The following is a 16,593-nucleotide window of genomic DNA, read 5'->3' on the forward strand; positions in this document are numbered from 1 at the left end:
TGTCTCACGTCTCATATCTACGGCTTCAAATGCTTCACCAAAAAATCAGCCGTCGCCTGATCCACTTGCACCTGATGCTTATATTGCATCCAGTGGTGGGTCTCGTCCGGTATCATGAGTGTTTCATGGGGTACGCCTTGCTGCTGCAAGCGCCGGAGGAGATCAAGTGTCTGCTCAAAATCGACATTGGCGTCATCATCTCCGTGGATGAGCAGTACGGGCGACTTCCACGTGTCTACATAAGACACCGGTGAGGACGTCTTCGCCAGCTCAATGGCCTTCGCCGCATCGGGCGCAGGCTCAGCGCTCACCGGCGGGATACGGCCGATGTAATTATGCACCCCATGGATGTCCACGCCCGCGGCGAAGAGGTCCGAATCCTTGCCCAGGGCAAGCGCCGTCAGAAAGCCCCCATAGGACCCGCCGTACACGCCTATCCGGTCGGCATCTACCTGCGGCTGCGCAGCCAGCCATTCACCGGCGGCCTTGATGTCTTGGTATTCCGAGGCCCCATACCGTCCGGCAAGCAGTGGCTTGTGGAAATCGAAACCATAGCCGATGCCCAAGCGATAGTTGACCGAGAGGACGACAAATCCCCGGCTGGCCAGGTACTGGTTGAGCGCATAGGTATTGGCGTAGTAGTCGCCGTAGTGCCACCCCAGCAACATCTGCCGTTGCGGACCGCCATGGATGAAGACGACGGCAGGCTTCTTGGCTGGCCCTCCGACCGGTTCGAACAGCTGCCCATAGACGGTCATGCCATCCGGCGCCTTGAATTCCACGCGCTTCGGTGTCACCAGCGGCGCATTCCGCAGCGCATCCGGAATCAAGTGTTCGCCCAGTAGGCGCATCTCCCCCTTCGCGTCGGGCCAGGGCAATATAGCCGGTACCGTCGGACGTATCGCCGTAGCGCTGAGAAACACGACATGCGTTCCGTCGCCGGTCACCGCTGGGAAGGTTTCGATGTCATCACCGGGGGTCATGACCTGCATATCGGCCCGGTCCACCGGCGCGCGAATAAGGTGGCGGCGGTCGATATCATCCCCATCAGGCCCGGCATTGGCGCTGGCCAGCAGCCACTGTCCGTCGGGCGATGGCTTGACATGCTCCACCATGAAGTTTCCGGGGGTAAGCAACAGGGCTTCGCCTCCTGTATCGGATACCGAATACAGGTGCGGCCAACCGTCGTGGTAGGAAACAAATGAAATCCGATGGGGCACAGTCCAGTGGAGGTTAGTGCCGCCGTGCGTGCTCGGCACCGCGCCTTGCGGCGTATTCGGCGCCATCCAGATCTGCTCGGCCGTTCCGGTTTCCACATCCGCTACCCATATCGCCCAGGGATCCATCTGGGGGGCCAAGATGGAATCGGGGGCTCCCCCAGACGCATGCCGCCTAACAAACGCGATGCGCTTACCATCCGGTGACCATTTCGGAGCGGCATTCCGCGCGAAGGCGGGAGCAACCCATTGGATGGGGGTGTCTTTATCGCGGAATACGCCTATCAGGGAATGACCTCCCCGCGAAGACACGAACGCCAGCGCCTGCCCATCGGGCGACCACTGCACCGCGCCATTGGAGCCACGCGCATAAAACAGCTGCTCGGCCTTGTCTGAGCCATCGACAGCGCAGGTCCACACCTGCCCTTGGCGGATGAAGGCAACGCGATTTCCCTTAGGTGAAACGACCGGATCATCTCCCTCACCCAGCAGTATAGGCTTGCCGCCGTCAAAGGCAATACTCCACACCTGTACCTTGGTGGCCACCGGCAAGGAAGCCGGGTTACGGGGCGTGTTGGCATTGGAGCCGCCGTGGTCACCTCCTTTGACGTACACGATCCATTTGCCGTCAGCCGAAAGTTGCACACTGGTGATCTCGTCGCCCAGATCATCGTCGTAAGCCGTTAGTTTCCGCAGCTTGAAATCAGGGCCTTCCGCTACGTAAAGGTTGCGCCGCCCCTGTTCATTAACAGCCAACGCCAGCCGGCTGCCGGTCGATGCCGTGGTCAATTCGGAAGGGAATGGATACGCCGTATACTGTGCCATGGTCATTTCCTGAGCGAAGAGGAGACTGCTTGAACAGGTAAACAGCAGTAAAAAAAGAAGGTATTTCATGTTGTAAGTCGTTATGGTGATTGTCTTTTATTTGTTGGCCACTTTTTTACTCTCATTCCCCAGGCGGTCCACCGCCGTCACGATTACCTCGCCGAGCTTGCTTACACCATCGGGGGCATACCTCGGCAGCGTCAGCTCCGTCACACCCTGCTCCAGGATACGATAGTCCCAAGCCTCACCCAGGTGGTAATACACCACCCACTTGAACACCTCGTTTATCCGTGGATGCTGCCAGTGTATGTCCACCTCCTTGCCACGGTCTTCCAAAACAACGGTTGGCGCAGGGAGTTTGCCCTTGCCCAGCCAGGGGCTGGTCGGTACCAAAGCTTGCTGTTTGTACGGACCATCCAACAGCCCCTGCGCAAGCAAGGGGTGGCGCGTCAGCGACGAGATGCTCCAATGGATCGCCCCCTTGCTGGCCGGCACCATGCCGCGGGTGATCATGAGCTCGTTGACCACCTCTTTCAAGTTTGCCGTATCTCCGCCGCGGCCCACATTCATACCCGGCCACAGGTGGCGCCCCCGCGTATTTTCGGCCTGCCACCACCCCAGCAACACCGGAAAACTCTGTGGGAGCTGTGCGATGGGCCAGTAGAGCTGGGGGGCGAGGTAATCGACCCAACCCTTATTGAGCCACAGCTTCGCGTCGGCATAGAGTTTATCGTATTGATCCATACCTGCAATACCTTGCGGATAGCCGGGTCGCCAGATACCGAACGGACTCAGCCCTAATTTAACGTGTTTTTTGGTTGCCTTGATCTCCTTGTATACGCGCTTGATAAACCGATTCACGTGGCTTCTGCGCCAGTCGCCCCTGGAAAGGGCGCCTCCGCTTTGCTGATATGCCGCCCATGAATCGTTATCCGGGAAATCGGCACCGCCATTGTAGGACTCGTAGGGGTAAAAATAGTCGTCGAAATGCACCCCATCGATGTCATAGCGCTTCACAATATCCATCACCACGGCCGCTGAATGATCTTGTGTGGTCTTTTTGGCCGGATCGAACCACCAATATCCCTCCTCCAACTTTACCACCGACTCGCGCATGGCATGGACGAGCGAAGGCGGCTCCACCTCTCCCGCCGCAATATGGTGCGCGCGGTATGGGTTGAGCCACACATGCAGCTCCAGTCCGCGGCGGTGGGCTTCCTCGACCCAGAACGCCAGCGGATCATAATAGGGATCAGGCGCAAGACCTTGTTTCCCGGTGAGGTAGTATGACCACGGCTCCAATTCGCTGGCATAGAGGGCATCCGCCTGTGGCCTCACCTGGAAAATCACGGCATTGAAATGGTGGTCCCGCAGAAAATCGAGCAGGATCAATGCCTCCTGTTGCTGCTCGGCCGTGCTTAATCCCGGTTTGCTGGGCCAGTTGATGTTGTCTACGGTGGCGACCCACGCCGCCCGGAATTCCCGCTCGGTTGCGGGTAGGGACTCCAAACCGGGAGCATCCATGGACAACGGCTTCGTGGAACCGCAAGATGCCAGCACCAACAAGCCAAGGAAAAACAAGATGTGTATATTTTTTACCATTCCAATCCTCCGATCACTCAATTCCACTCAAAAACCCGCGCAACCCATCCACGATGCTGCCAGCCACTTCGTCGTGAAACGCCGCATCAAGCAACCGCTCCTCGTCAGCTGGGTTGGAGAGGAATGCCACCTCCACCAGCACGGAGGGAAAGGCCGTGGGCGAATTAAGGGTAAAGTTAAACCCACCCACGTTGCCGAAGTCTGCCAGCTCCAACTTCCGCATTTCGGCCAGAATATGTTGCGAAAGCGGACGGTAGGCTTGGTGACGGTAATAGGTGGATGTCCCCTGCACCAAAGGATTTGCCGATGCATTGCAATGGATGCTCACTAAGAGATCCGGATTTTGTTTCTCGAGCCACTTCAGCCGGTCGCCATTATTGACCGACCGGTCATCCTCGCGTGTCATGATGACCCTGGCGCCTTCTTTTTCCAGTACCGATTTCAGCTTCAGCGCCATCGACAGGTTGAGGTCTTTTTCCAGTACGCCGGTCATGCCACTGGCACCGCGGTTGCTGCCACCATGGCCAGCATCCACGGCCACTGTGAGTTGCCGGAAGGCAAGATCCGTGGGTTGCGGCTTCACCCGGATAAGCAGTTGCCGATCGTTGTAGTGTACATCATACCCCCAGAGCTGCGTTTTCTTCGTTTCGATGTATACCCTGAACACGTCCTTACTCAGCTGCTCGTACCAAACATTTTGGATAGCGATCAATCCATCTTTTTGCGTGATCCAATTGCTGTTTGACACCGCGCCGTAGACATCTACCACAATGCGCGTAGGGTCTTGCTGCACGACCGCCGTGTAGGGGAGCCGCTCGCTCAGGCCGATGCTGACAAAGTCATTGGTGCTGTCTGAATACACCGACCAGCTCCCCGTGAGGGAGTATGGCCGGAAATGTACGCCCTTTTGCAAGCGTACATCGCTCACCGGAACATACGCCTGCACCTGCTCGGAAAGCCGTATCCGGTACATGTCGTTCATCTTGCCCGTGATTTCCAGCTTGACCAAGCTATCCAAATAGCCCATCTTGGCACCTCCCAAGCGGTCTGTACCCAACCCATAAAACAGGGGAACTTGGTCTGTCGTGGTGAGGCCCGTCAGCGCATACGGTTGATTGAGTACGGTGAGCTGCTGTCGGCTTTCCACCGATACTGCTTTCTTCGTGCCTTCATCGCGCAGGTAGAACCGGATGGGTTGATTCTTCAGGCTGTCCGACGGCTGGATGGTATATTCGCCCCGGTAGATGCCCGCAACCGGCACCTCGGAAGTGTCCATTTCAATAAGCGGAATATCCTTGAAAAATGTAGCCTTCATCCCAGGTGTGGCTTTCATCTCCACCTGCAGCAGGTCGCCCGGCTGCAACCACAGGTCGCCTCCGGTGGATAGGTGCACGGATTCAATGGCGAATCCCGCGGTAGGCACAGGTGGAACGGGCTTTTTATAGACAACCACCATTCGCTTTGACAGGGTGTCTGCTGCCAGCACATGCAACACCTGAAATTCGTTGAACCCCTCATTCAAGCGCATAGGCCCCGCAAAAACACCGGTGCCGGCCACTGCTATGGTATCCCCGTTGAGCAACAGCGTCCCTTCTGGGTTGGCAAAACCTTTGAAATAGGCCGTTTCCTGATTGACTATACTGCTATCCGCGGCGGGAGCGACCACCTTTAGCCTAGGCGGTTGGCCCGACACCTCAAAAACGGAAAGCATGCTCCCGAAAGCCGTCAGTATCCAAAATAAAATGCGATCTAATTTGCCCATACATATTAATTCACGACAGTACCCCGTCATCCCTAAATGTTCCCGTCGAATTTAACCGGTTGGTCTTTTGGCCAAGCAAGATTAACTAAATATTTTGATAAAATTGCATGTTTCTGCCTTTACAATCAAAAATGTTGCAACAATGCGTAATGCAATTATTTCTCCAGACTTTTAAGTAAACTTGCACCATGGAACCCGCTGCACTATACCCCTATTTCCTCCAGCATCCGCTCATCAGCACGGATACGCGCAACATTCAGCCCGATAGCTTGTTTTTTGCCCTCAAGGGAGCCACCTTCAACGGCAACGCCTTTGCTGCAGAAGCGCTTGAAAAAGGCGCTCAGTACGCCATCATCGATGAGCCCCAATACGAAGCGGACGAGCGGTTTCTACTGGTAAGCGATGTCCTCACCGCGTTGCAGGAATTAGCCCGTCACCACCGCTCCCGGCTCCGCATCCCATTCATCGGGATTACAGGCACGAATGGCAAGACCACCACCAAGGAACTGGTACATGCCGTGCTTTCGCAGCAATTCAATACCTACGCCACCAAGGGCAACCTCAACAACCACATCGGCGTACCGCTCAGCGTACTTTCCATTACCAACCAAACCCAAATCGCCATCATCGAGATGGGCGCCAACCATGTGGGCGAAATCGCGTTCCTCTGCGGCATCGCCCGGCCTACCCACGGCCTCATCACGAATGTAGGCAAGGCGCATTTGGAAGGCTTTGGCAGCTTCGAAGGTGTCAAAAAGGCCAAAGGTGAGCTCTATGATCACCTGGCGGCGGTTGACGGCACCCTGTTCCTGCAGCATGACAATCCATTGCTCCGGCAAATGGCGGAGGCTCGACCGATCCGCCACGTGGTCCACTATGGCTTCTCCGTGGAAAATGACCTGTTCGGCGAATTGGTCAGCGCCAACCCCCTGCTGGAAATGCGCTGGCGGGAGAAGGGCAGCGAAACCGACCATATGGTACGCACCCAGCTGACGGGTTCTTACAATGCAGAAAATATCTTGGCCGCGGCCTGCATCGGTAGACACTTCGGCTTGACCCCCGAGAAAATCAACCAAGGCATTGCTGGTTATACCCCCGCCAACAATCGTTCACAACTTACGCAGACAGCTGCTAACCTCCTCATCCGCGACTATTACAACGCCAATGCCAGCAGCATGGCCGCGGCCTTGGACAACCTCCGCATGCTGGATGCTGATAAGAAAGCAATCATCCTCGGTGATATGTTCGAAATGGGCGATGACTCACATGAGGAGCACGGCAAGGTGGTGCAAGCGGCCGCGGAATTGCACGCCAACCGTACCCTCTTCGTGGGCAAGGCGTTCTACCAGCACCGCCACCCCGATGCTGAATTCTATGAAACCACCGAGGCGGCCAAAGAAGCCTTGTCCAAACGTCCCATACAGGGGGCTTTGGTATTGCTCAAGGCTTCACGAGGCATGGCTTTTGAGAAACTGGTAGATATGTTGTAAAATCCGTAAACTTGCAGGAATCATAAACAAATGCCATGACCCTACGCTGCTTGATTACCTTGACCCTCATTAGTATTGGCTTTGGCTTTTCGGTCAACGCCCAGCCCGCACCCGCCGAACTACTATATGTACGCGAGCATTACCATAAAAAAGAAGTGATGGTGCCCATGCGTGACGGCACGGAGCTATTTACATCCATCTATGTACCGAAGGACACCACCAAAACATATCCCATCCTATTCATGCGTACGCCTTACAGCGTAGCCCCATACGGGGAGCAGGCGTACCGCCCGTCACTCGGTCCGAACATCCAGTTTACGTACGAAGGGTTTATCTTTGTTTATCAGGATATCCGGGGCAAATACATGTCAGAGGGCGACTTTGTTGCGGTGCGCCCCTATCAACCCGACAAAAAGAGCAACGCTGATGTCGATGAGAGCTCGGATACGTATGACACGATCGACTGGCTCGTCAAGAATATCCCGGGCAATAATGGAAAGGTGGGCATGTGGGGCATCTCCGCTCCCGGGGGCTACACTACTGCGGGTTTGATTGATTCACATCCGGCATTGGTAGCCGCATCGCCCCAAGCGCCGGTAACCGATTGGTTCATGGGTGACGATCGCCATCACAATGGTGCGTTTATGCTCATGGGATCGTTCTCCTTCGTGTCTTCATACGGGCGCCAGCGGGATACCCCATCCCCACAGGGTATGCGTGGATTTACGGCCTATGGGACGCCCGACGGGTATGACTTCTACCTCAAGGCAAAAACGCTTCAGCATCTTACCGACAAATTAACGGGCACCAATAACATCCTGTGGAATGATCTCATGACCCACGGCACCTATGATAGCTTCTGGCAGGCCCGCACACCGCTTCCCCATCTAAAAAACATCAAACCGGCCGTCCTCACCGTCGGCGGATGGTTTGACCAGGAGGATCTCTACGGTCCCATCAAAACCCAGGCCGCCATTGCCGGACAAAGCCCGGAGACGAAGCAGCACTTCATCATGGGACCCTGGTATCATGGCACGTGGTCACGGGGCAAGGGCGACTGGCTTGAAAACGTTCCGTTTGGATCGGCCACCAGTGAATTCTACCGGGAACAGATCGAATTGCCGTTTTTTCTGCACCACCTGAAAGGGAGGCCCGATCCGCACCTGCCAGAGGCGTATATCTTCGATACAGGCAGCCACGCATGGAATGCCTACCACCAATGGCCCCCGGCGGCGGCCCAGCCCCGGAAACTGTATCTGCATCCACAAGGGCGGCTGGGCTTCGATGCGCCGCGCGCCACTGGCGATTCCGCATCGGCAGCCTATTATAGCGATCCCAACAAGCCCGTGCCCTACACCGCCGAAACCCGGCTGATCCGGGGTAGCGCCTATATGGTCGAGGACCAGCGCTTCGCTGCCCGACGACCGGATGTACTGGTGTTCTCTACGGAGCCCTTAGAAGAAGATATCCAGATTGCAGGTCGGTTGGCTGCCAACCTGTTTGTCAAAACCACCGGCACGGATGCCGACTTCGTCGTGAAGCTCATCGATGTCTTTCCCGATACCATGACCAACCATCCTGAAAAACCTACCGCGGTAATGGGCGGCTACCAGCTGCTGGTCCGCGGGGAGGTCATGCGCGCCAAATTCCGCAAGAGCTTCGAAAAGCCGGAACCCCTCGAACCGGGCAAGATTACCGATGTCTCCTTTGACCTACAGGATGCCGCACACACCTTCAAAAAGGGACATCGCATCATGGTGCAGGTGCAGAGTTCGTGGTTTCCATTGGTCGACCGCAATCCGCAGGTATTTACGGATATCTATCACGCCGATGAAGAAGACTTCAAACCCGCGTGGCATGAGATCCACTTTTCAACGGAACATCCATCCCATATCGACCTAATGGTGCTAGACGGACCATCCGAAAAATGATTGTACGCTACCGCACATCCGGTGTCCGATATCGGACAGTTTTATTTTGGCGCATGTGGCAATAACCTGTTTTCAAATCAGTTATATTTTTGGCACCGGCGTTGTATAGTGGTAGTCGGTCACCGACCACTGATCACAAAAAGAAAAATGGACAGAGCATTACCAAAGAAAACATGGAACAGTAAGCGCATCGCGATGGTTGCGGGCGGGGTAGGTATCTTGGCGTTGATATTCGCCAGCTATTATTTCACCTCGGGCAATTCCCGGCTCAATGTGGCTGCTGAACGCATCACCATATCTGAAGTCAAGGAAGATTCCTTCCGCGAATTCATCCCGGTAAATGGCGCCGTACTGCCAATCACCAGCATTTTCCTGGATGCCTCCGTCGGCGGACGGGTGGAAGAGAAGTTTGTCGAAGATGGTGCACACCTCAAAAAAGGTGACCCCATCATGCGCTTATCCAATACCGACCTGGAGCTGAGCTTGGTGAGCCAAGAAACCAACGTATATAATACGCTCACCCAAATGCAAATCTCGCAAACCAGCGCGCAGCAAGCTTCCATCGCCAACCGCAACCAGATGGCGGAAGTCGAAAATGCACTAAAAGAGGCCAAACGGGTTTATGAGCTCAATAAAAAACTGTACGAGCAGAAAGCCATCGGCTCCCAAGAATTCCAACAGGCAAAAAACAACTACGATTATCAGGTTGAGCGGATCAAGCTGACCAGGGAAAACCTCCTGCAAGACTCCATCCGCACCAGCCAATCGCTCGAACAAAGCCGCCGGGCTTATGCCAGCACGAATGCAGCGCTGGAATTAATGCGGCAAAAAGTGAACGACCTCATCCTTCGTGCCCCTGTCGATGGGCAGCTCACCTCGTTCGATGCCGAAATCGGCCAGAACAAACCCGCTGGCGACCGCCTCGGGCAGATTGACGTGCTCACCGGCTTCAAAGTACGCGCAGATATCGATGAGCACTACATCTCGCGGATTTATCCCGATCTGGAGGGCGAGTTTACATTTGCCGGCAAAAGCTATAAATTGGTGATCAAGAAAGTATACACGCAGGTGACCAATGGCCGCTTCCAGGTAGACATGGAATTTGTAAACGAGGTGCCCGATGGCATCCGTCGCGGGCAGACACTGCAAATCCGGCTGGCGCTTAGCGACGAAACCAAGGCCGTATTGCTCGCCAAAGGTGGATTCTACCAACAAACCGGCGGCAATTGGGTGTTCAAGCTCACCGATGATGGCAAAACCGCCTACCGGGTAGATGTGCAGCTCGGTCGCCAGAATCCCGACTATTATGAGGTCGTCAGCGGCCTGAAGCCGGGCGATAAGGTGGTGACCTCGAGCTATGAAACCTACGACCGGGTGCAGGAGTTGAGTATCAGTAATTAGCCATGCTTAAAAACTATTTCAAAACCGCCTTCCGTACGCTCGTCAAGAACAAGTCGTACTCAGCCATCAACATCTTCGGGTTGGCGATCAGCCTTACGGCGGCCATCCTTATCCTGCTGTGGGTATGGGACGAACTAAGCTTCGACCGCATGCATACCAAGGGTGATCGGATCTATGTAGCCGCTGCGGCCATCGGGAAAGGCAAAGATCAGCTTTGGCCGGTCACCAATGCCCCACTCGCTATTTTCGGTAAGGCTGAAATCCCTGCCATTGAGGACGCTTGCCGACTATCCACATTCAACGGGAGTATGCTCCTCGAATATGGCGACAAGAAATTTGACGAATCCACCATATATGTTGATCCGAATTTCTTTCAGCTCTTCGACTTTAAGCTATTGGAAGGCAATCCTGACAAGCCATTTGCCGACAACCGTTCCATTGTATTGAGCAAGGCTACCGCTGAAAAATACTTTGGCAGTGAACCTGCTATGGGTAAAGTACTGCAAGTAAAAGATGGCAATAGCTATAAAGTGACCGGCGTCATGGAGGATACGCCGGAAAATTCTACGTGGCAGTACCCACTGATTATGCCTTTTGACATACTGGCAGAAAACAGACCCAATAATCCACTGAACGCGGATTGGGGTAATCTCAACTACCAGACGTTCTTTCTGCTCAGGCCTAATGCCGATGCAGCGGCAGTGGGCAAGCAATTGGCCGACATCCACCGGAAAAACCAACCAGCGGATTTCTGGAAGGATCTCAACTACCTGATGCAGCCGCTTACCAAGTACCATCTGTATTCGCCGGATGGTGATGAACAGGGCATGAAACAGGTGAAAATCTTTGCCTTAGTCGCCGTCGTGATCTTGCTGATCGCCTGCATCAACTACGTCAACTTGGTCACCGCCCGCGCTACCCGCAGGAGCAAGGAAGTGAGCGTGCGCAAAGTGGTAGGGGCCAATAAAGGTCACCTATTCTGGCAATTCATCTCCGAGTCTTTTGTGGTGTTTTTCATTTCCATGCTTATTGCCATCGGGCTGCTGTATGCGTTGATGCCGCTGTACAATAGCCTATCGGGAAAGGAGATGGTATTCAGCTTGCTGGATGGCAAAGTATGGATTATATTCGGTTTGTCCTTATTAGCCGTACTAGCACTGGCCGGCGTATACCCCGCCTTGATGCTTTCTGCTTTCAATCCCGCCCTGGCGCTCAAAGGCATTATACCCGGACTTGGAAAGAACAGCGGATTCCGCAAGGCCTTGGTGGTGATTCAGTTCACCTGCTCCGTAGTATTGATCATATCGACCATCATCATCAGTAGGCAGCTGGAATACATCAGGAGCCTGAATTTAGGGTATTCCAAAGAAAACGTCTTTACGTTTGAGAGCTACAACTTCAGGAAAAATTACGAAAACATCAGCCAACAATTGGAACAACAGCCCGGCATACTGGGCGTAACCACATCCAGCCAAGGCATATTAAACGTGCAAAGCTCCACGGGTGATCTGGAATGGGAAGGGAAGCCGGCCAATATGAGCAGCTTTATGATCAATCAACTGTCCGTTGACCGTACATTTCCCGAAGTGATGGACATGCAATTGGTTGCCGGTAATGGCTTCACGGGAACCCCCGCAGATAGTGGCCATTATCTATTGAACGAGACGGCGATTAAGGTGATGGGGCTGGAAGATCCCATCGGAAAGCCCGTGACGTTTCACGATGAACCCGGCATTATTGCCGGTGTGGTTAAGGACTTCCATTTTCAGGACATGAAAACCGCCATCGAACCCTGCATCTTGTTCATGGATCCCGATTGGAGTTGGAACACCATGTATGTAAAAACTACTGGAAATGACGCCAAAATAGCCCTTGCAGCGGTAGAAAAGCTTTGGAAACAACATAACGCTGACTATGAATTCAATTACAAATTCATGGACGAATCCTTCGACAATATGTACAAGAGCGACATCCGCTCGGGCAAATTGTTCAACATCTTTGCAGGGGTTGCCATCCTGCTTTCCTGCCTCGGCCTGTTCGGTCTGGTCACCTTCACCGCTGAAACCAAAGTGAAGGAAATCGGCATCCGCAAGACATTGGGCGCAAGTGTATCCAACATCATCCTGTTGATATCGAAAGACTTCCTCAAACTGGTGGGCATTTCCTTCTTAGTGGCTTTCCCATTGGGGTGGTGGATGATGAACAAGTGGCTGGATAATTACGTGTACCGCACGGGCATCGAATGGTGGGTGTTTGCCGTTGCCGGTTTCGCCGCCTTTGCCATCGCGGCCATCACCGTATGCGGCAAGTCACTGAAAGCCGCGCAGGAGAATCCGATTAAGGCTATACGGACAGAATAATAAACGACAATGATCAAACCATCCCGATCATTATCGGGATAGCTGAAGCACCATTAAAAAGCAGACAAAATGCTGAAACCATCCGCTTGCGGATCGCTGTAACACCTAAAGAAGACAAATATAATGTTACAACCACCCGAGCAATCGGGTAGCTGAAGCACCGATAAAGACGAACAAAATGCTGAAAAACTACCTCAAAATCGCTTGGCGGAATTTGGTGAGGAATAAGGTTTACTCGCTTATAAACATCTTAGGGTTGAGTATCGGGATGGCCTCGTGTATGTTGATTTTGATCTGGATACAAAACGAAGTCAGCCACGACCAATTTCACGAAAAGAAGGACCGGATTTTCATCGCCAACAACAGCGACGTCAACGAAGGGGTGAAAAATGCCTGGGCATGGACACCAAACATCCTGGCGCCAACGCTCAAACAGGATTACCCTGAAGTCGAAGATGCCATCAGAGTCGATGACTACAATAGCTTCCTGTTTACCGTGGGGGACAAAAAACAAAAGCAATCGGGTGCATTTACCGATCCGGGATTTCTGACCACCTTCTCCTTTCCGCTGAAACAGGGTGATCCCCAAACAGCGCTGAACGAAACCTATAACATCGTACTGACGGAAAAACTGGCGAAAAACCTGTTCGGTGATGGCGATGCCATGGGAAAAATCATAAAAATCGACAGCGCGGACAATTTTACGGTATCCGGCATTCTAAAAGATTTGCCCGGTAATACCCGTTTTGATTTCGATTATTTACTGCCTTGGGATTACAGTGTCCGCCTAGGCTGGAGGGACAGCTCCTGGGGGAATAATTCCCTGCAAACCTTTGTACTGTTGAAGGAAGGTGTGTCGCACGCCGCATTTGATCAGAAAATAAAAAGCATTACCAAAGACCATCTGGCCGACAATCCCTTGTACAAAAACCGTGAGGTGTTCACACAGCCGCTAACGGATGCCTGGCTGTATTCCAAGCAAGAGAATGGCCAATATACGGGCGGCAGGATTGAAATGGTGAGGCTTTTTTCAATCATTGCCGTGTTTATTCTTGTCATCGCCTGTATCAATTTCATGAACCTGAGTACGGCACGAAGCGAAAAAAGAGCAAAAGAAGTGGGTATCCGCAAGGTTGTAGGGGCGCAAAAAGGATTATTGATCGGCCAATTCCTGGGCGAAAGCATTTTACTGGCATGCATCGCCTTCGTCTTTGCATTGGCCATCGTGTTTTTCACGTTGCCTCCCTTTGGCAACTTGGTCAACAAAACGTTGTCAATAGACTTCGCAAACCCTTTATTTTGGTTGCTCTCCCTTTCCTTTATCGTCATTTGTGGGCTGCTGGCCGGTAGCTATCCGGCCTTCTACCTATCTGCTTTCAACCCCGTCAAAGTACTTAAAGGCCTTTTCAAACGCAGCAATGCCGCGGTGAACCCGAGAAAAGTATTGGTGGTATTGCAATTTAGCTTTGCCATCATACTCATTATTTCTACGATCATCGTCTCCCAGCAAATCAAATATGCCCAATCCAGGGACAATGGATACGACCGTACCGACCTGGTGTATTTCCAGATTGAAGGCGCGATCGATGGCAAATATGAACTCATCCGGAACGAATTGATCAGCAAGGGAGCTGCAGTAGCCGTCACCAAATCCATGAGCCCGATCACCACCCGCTACAGCGACAGTTGGGGATGGAGCTGGACGGGTAGCACAGAAGAAGACAAACGGATAGACTTTGTAAGGATGGCTTCCGATGCAGACTTTGTAAAGACCATGGGTGCAAAATTGGTAATGGGTAGGGATATTGACATTTATAAGTTTCCGGGTGACTCCACATCGATTGTATTAAACGAGACTGCGGCAAAGATGATGCACCTGGACGATCCGCTGAGCACCATTTTGAAAGCAGACGGCATGGATTGGACCGTAGTGGGCGTGGTCAAAGACTTTATTTATGAATCGCCCTACGATAAGGTACAACAATTGGTTGTTTTCGGGCCGAAATCATGGTTTTCGACCATTCATTTCAGATTGAACCCGGCAAATCCCACCTCGCATAATTTAGCGGTTGCGGAACAAGTTCTGAAAACATACAACCCCGATTATCCATTTGAATATCACTTTGTTGATGAGGCCTACGCGCGGAAATTCCAGGAAGAACAGCGGGTGGGTACATTGGCGGCACTGTTTGCTGGTTTGACCATTTTCATTTCCTGCCTGGGTTTGTTTGGGCTTGCCACATTCACGGCGGAGAGCCGGATCAAGGAAGTAGGTGTGCGGAAGGTGCTCGGCGCTTCGGTATTCAGTGTGACCGTCTTACTATCTAAAGATTTTTTGAAGCTTGTATTTATTTCATTTGTGATCGCTTCCCCAGTAGCGTGGTACGCGATGAATAAGTGGCTAGCGGGCTATACCTATAACGTGGGGGTGGCATGGTGGGTCTTTTTGCTGGCGGGCGTGTTATCTATTTTGATATCACTACTGACGATCAGTTATCAGGCAATCAAAGCGGCCGTGGCAAATCCCGTAAATAGTTTGCGGGACGAGTAAGTGCCGAGTCGTTCGATAAAGGTTTTGCCGCCTTTGCCATCGCGGCCATTACCGTGTGCGGCAAGTCACTGAAAGCCGCGCAGGAAAATCCGATTAAGGCGATTCGGACAGAGTAGCTTTTTTATGAACTTCGCCTTGTTTTATTTCGTTAATCAGAATAAACAAAAATCTATTAAATTGTTTATCATAGTAAACAGTTTTTGTTATATTTGTTGATCGAGATAGACATTATGGAAAAGCTGGCCGAGAAATTCAGGCAAAAAATCGGATATACCTCACTGGACTTTATCCGAGGCACCATCCAAACAATCAATTGGAATGCGCGCTTTATTGGCATCAAGGGTCCGCGTGGAGTTGGCAAAACAACCTTACTTCTCCAGTATATCAAGTCGCGTCTGGCGGATCGCTTGGATACCGTCTTATATGTTAGCTTGGATGATATCTGGTTCAGCAATAACAAGCTCGTAGACTTAGCGGACGACTTCGTAAAACGCGGAGGAATGTACTTATTTCTGGATGAAGTGCATAAATATCCCAATTGGTCGCAGGAGCTAAAAAATGTCTACGATGACCATCCAGCGTTGCAATTGGTCTTCACCGGTTCTTCGTTGCTGGAAATCCTCAACACGCGCGCCGACTTGAGCAGGAGAGCCATTGTGTATACCATGCAGGGACTTTCTTTCCGCGAATACCTCGCCATTGAACACGGCGAAACGCTGGTGGCCGCCTCGCTTGCCGATATAGTAGCCGATCATACAGCAATTGCTGAACACATCATCGGCAAACTTAAACCGCTGAAGTACTTTTCTACCTATTTGGAAAAGGGTTACTATCCATATTACCAAGAGGAACCGGATCTATACGGGCAGCGTGTGGAAGAAACCATCAATATGATGCTCGAAATTGAGTTGCCGATGCTGCGGAATATCGACCTTGCCTACGTAAACAAAATCAAGCAACTGCTATTGATCATTGCAGAAGCAGCGCCGTTTGTTCCGAATGTCAGCAAAATCAGCGAAAGAATAGGCATCAACCGTACCACACTACTCGCTTACTTACACTACTTACAGGAGGTGGGCCTCACCCATAACCTGTTCCGGGCCTCAGGAGGAATCAGTCGACTACAGAAGCCGGACAAAATCTTTCTGGAAAACCCCAACTTGGCCTTTGTCCTTGGAAAAGCCAATATTGGGAATGTCCGTGAGACCTTCTTTGCCAACCAGTTGTCGCACGGCCACAAGCTGGAGTATGCCGAACGAGGCGACTTCTTAGTTGACGATCAGTTTATCTTTGAAGTCGGTGGAAAGGATAAATCCGCTTCTCAGGTACGCGGAATAGACAACGGCTACATCGCAGCCGATGATGTTGAACTTGGTTACCAACACAAGATCCCGCTTTGGCTATTCGGATTCCTCTATTAAATGCTTTTTCCCCTGCCGATGTACGATTCCGAA

General features: G+C 52.5%; 9 protein-coding genes. 6 read left to right on the forward strand and 3 right to left on the reverse strand.

Going from position 1 to position 16,593, the window contains the following annotated elements:
• Positions 1-17: 17 nt before the first annotated feature.
• Genes ACMGDE_RS03705 through ACMGDE_RS03715 form a run of 3 tightly spaced genes read right to left on the reverse strand, consistent with a single transcriptional unit; the run spans position 18 to position 5,406 of the window.
• Positions 18-2,111: a S9 family peptidase gene (locus ACMGDE_RS03705; protein ID WP_436831409.1), complete on the reverse strand. Its 2,094-nt coding sequence runs from the start codon at positions 2,109-2,111 to the stop codon at positions 18-20.
• A 27-nt stretch (positions 2,112-2,138) separates the two neighbouring features.
• A complete protein-coding gene (locus ACMGDE_RS03710; protein WP_436831410.1) occupies positions 2,139-3,644 on the reverse strand; it encodes a glycoside hydrolase family 10-like protein in 1,506 nt (501 codons plus the stop codon).
• Positions 3,645-3,657: 13 nt separating this feature from the next.
• On the reverse strand, positions 3,658-5,406 hold the full coding sequence (locus ACMGDE_RS03715) for an N-acetylmuramoyl-L-alanine amidase (protein ID WP_436831411.1): 1,749 nt from the start codon (positions 5,404-5,406) through the stop codon (positions 3,658-3,660).
• 188 nt (positions 5,407-5,594) lie between these two features.
• Here ACMGDE_RS03715 and ACMGDE_RS03720 point away from each other — a divergent pair, with 188 nt between their 5' ends.
• The 6 genes from ACMGDE_RS03720 (at position 5,595) to ACMGDE_RS03745 (ending at position 16,560) form a co-directional block, all read left to right on the forward strand.
• A complete protein-coding gene (locus ACMGDE_RS03720; protein ID WP_436831412.1) occupies positions 5,595-6,896 on the forward strand; it encodes a UDP-N-acetylmuramoyl-tripeptide--D-alanyl-D-alanine ligase in 1,302 nt (433 codons plus the stop codon).
• A gap of 35 nt (positions 6,897-6,931) precedes the next feature.
• Positions 6,932-8,827 carry a CocE/NonD family hydrolase gene (locus tag ACMGDE_RS03725; RefSeq protein WP_436831413.1) on the forward strand — a complete coding sequence of 632 codons (1,896 nt, stop codon included), beginning with the start codon at positions 6,932-6,934 and terminating at the stop codon, positions 8,825-8,827.
• A gap of 147 nt (positions 8,828-8,974) precedes the next feature.
• Positions 8,975-10,228: an efflux RND transporter periplasmic adaptor subunit gene (locus ACMGDE_RS03730; protein WP_436831414.1), complete on the forward strand. Its 1,254-nt coding sequence runs from the start codon at positions 8,975-8,977 to the stop codon at positions 10,226-10,228.
• Positions 10,229-10,230: 2 nt separating this feature from the next.
• Positions 10,231-12,588 carry an ABC transporter permease gene (locus tag ACMGDE_RS03735; RefSeq protein ID WP_436831415.1) on the forward strand — a complete coding sequence of 786 codons (2,358 nt, stop codon included), beginning with the start codon at positions 10,231-10,233 and terminating at the stop codon, positions 12,586-12,588.
• A gap of 178 nt (positions 12,589-12,766) precedes the next feature.
• Entirely contained in the window at positions 12,767-15,139 is a 2,373-nt protein-coding gene (locus tag ACMGDE_RS03740) for an ABC transporter permease (RefSeq protein WP_436831416.1), read from the forward strand.
• Between the two features lie 230 nt (positions 15,140-15,369).
• A complete protein-coding gene (locus ACMGDE_RS03745) occupies positions 15,370-16,560 on the forward strand; it encodes an ATP-binding protein (RefSeq protein WP_436831417.1) in 1,191 nt (396 codons plus the stop codon).
• Positions 16,561-16,593 lie beyond the last annotated feature (33 nt).

The sequence above is a fragment of the Parapedobacter brassicae genome (genome assembly GCF_051400755.1).
Lineage (GTDB): Bacteria > Bacteroidota > Bacteroidia > Sphingobacteriales > Sphingobacteriaceae > Parapedobacter.

Bases quoted from the DNA above. Each gene is read 5' to 3' on its own strand.
- ACMGDE_RS03745 (WP_436831417.1), top strand. From the start codon at position 15,370: ATGGAAAAGCTGGCCGAGAAATTCAGGCAAAAAATCGGATATACCTCA.
- ACMGDE_RS03740 (WP_436831416.1), top strand. From the start codon at position 12,767: ATGCTGAAAAACTACCTCAAAATCGCTTGGCGGAATTTGGTGAGGAAT.
- ACMGDE_RS03710 (WP_436831410.1), bottom strand. From the start codon at position 3,644: ATGGTAAAAAATATACACATCTTGTTTTTCCTTGGCTTGTTGGTGCTG.
- ACMGDE_RS03735 (WP_436831415.1), top strand. From the start codon at position 10,231: ATGCTTAAAAACTATTTCAAAACCGCCTTCCGTACGCTCGTCAAGAAC.
- ACMGDE_RS03730 (WP_436831414.1), top strand. From the start codon at position 8,975: ATGGACAGAGCATTACCAAAGAAAACATGGAACAGTAAGCGCATCGCG.
- ACMGDE_RS03715 (WP_436831411.1), bottom strand. From the start codon at position 5,406: ATGGGCAAATTAGATCGCATTTTATTTTGGATACTGACGGCTTTCGGG.
- ACMGDE_RS03720 (WP_436831412.1), top strand. From the start codon at position 5,595: ATGGAACCCGCTGCACTATACCCCTATTTCCTCCAGCATCCGCTCATC.
- ACMGDE_RS03705 (WP_436831409.1), bottom strand. From the start codon at position 2,111: ATGAAATACCTTCTTTTTTTACTGCTGTTTACCTGTTCAAGCAGTCTC.
- ACMGDE_RS03725 (WP_436831413.1), top strand. From the start codon at position 6,932: ATGACCCTACGCTGCTTGATTACCTTGACCCTCATTAGTATTGGCTTT.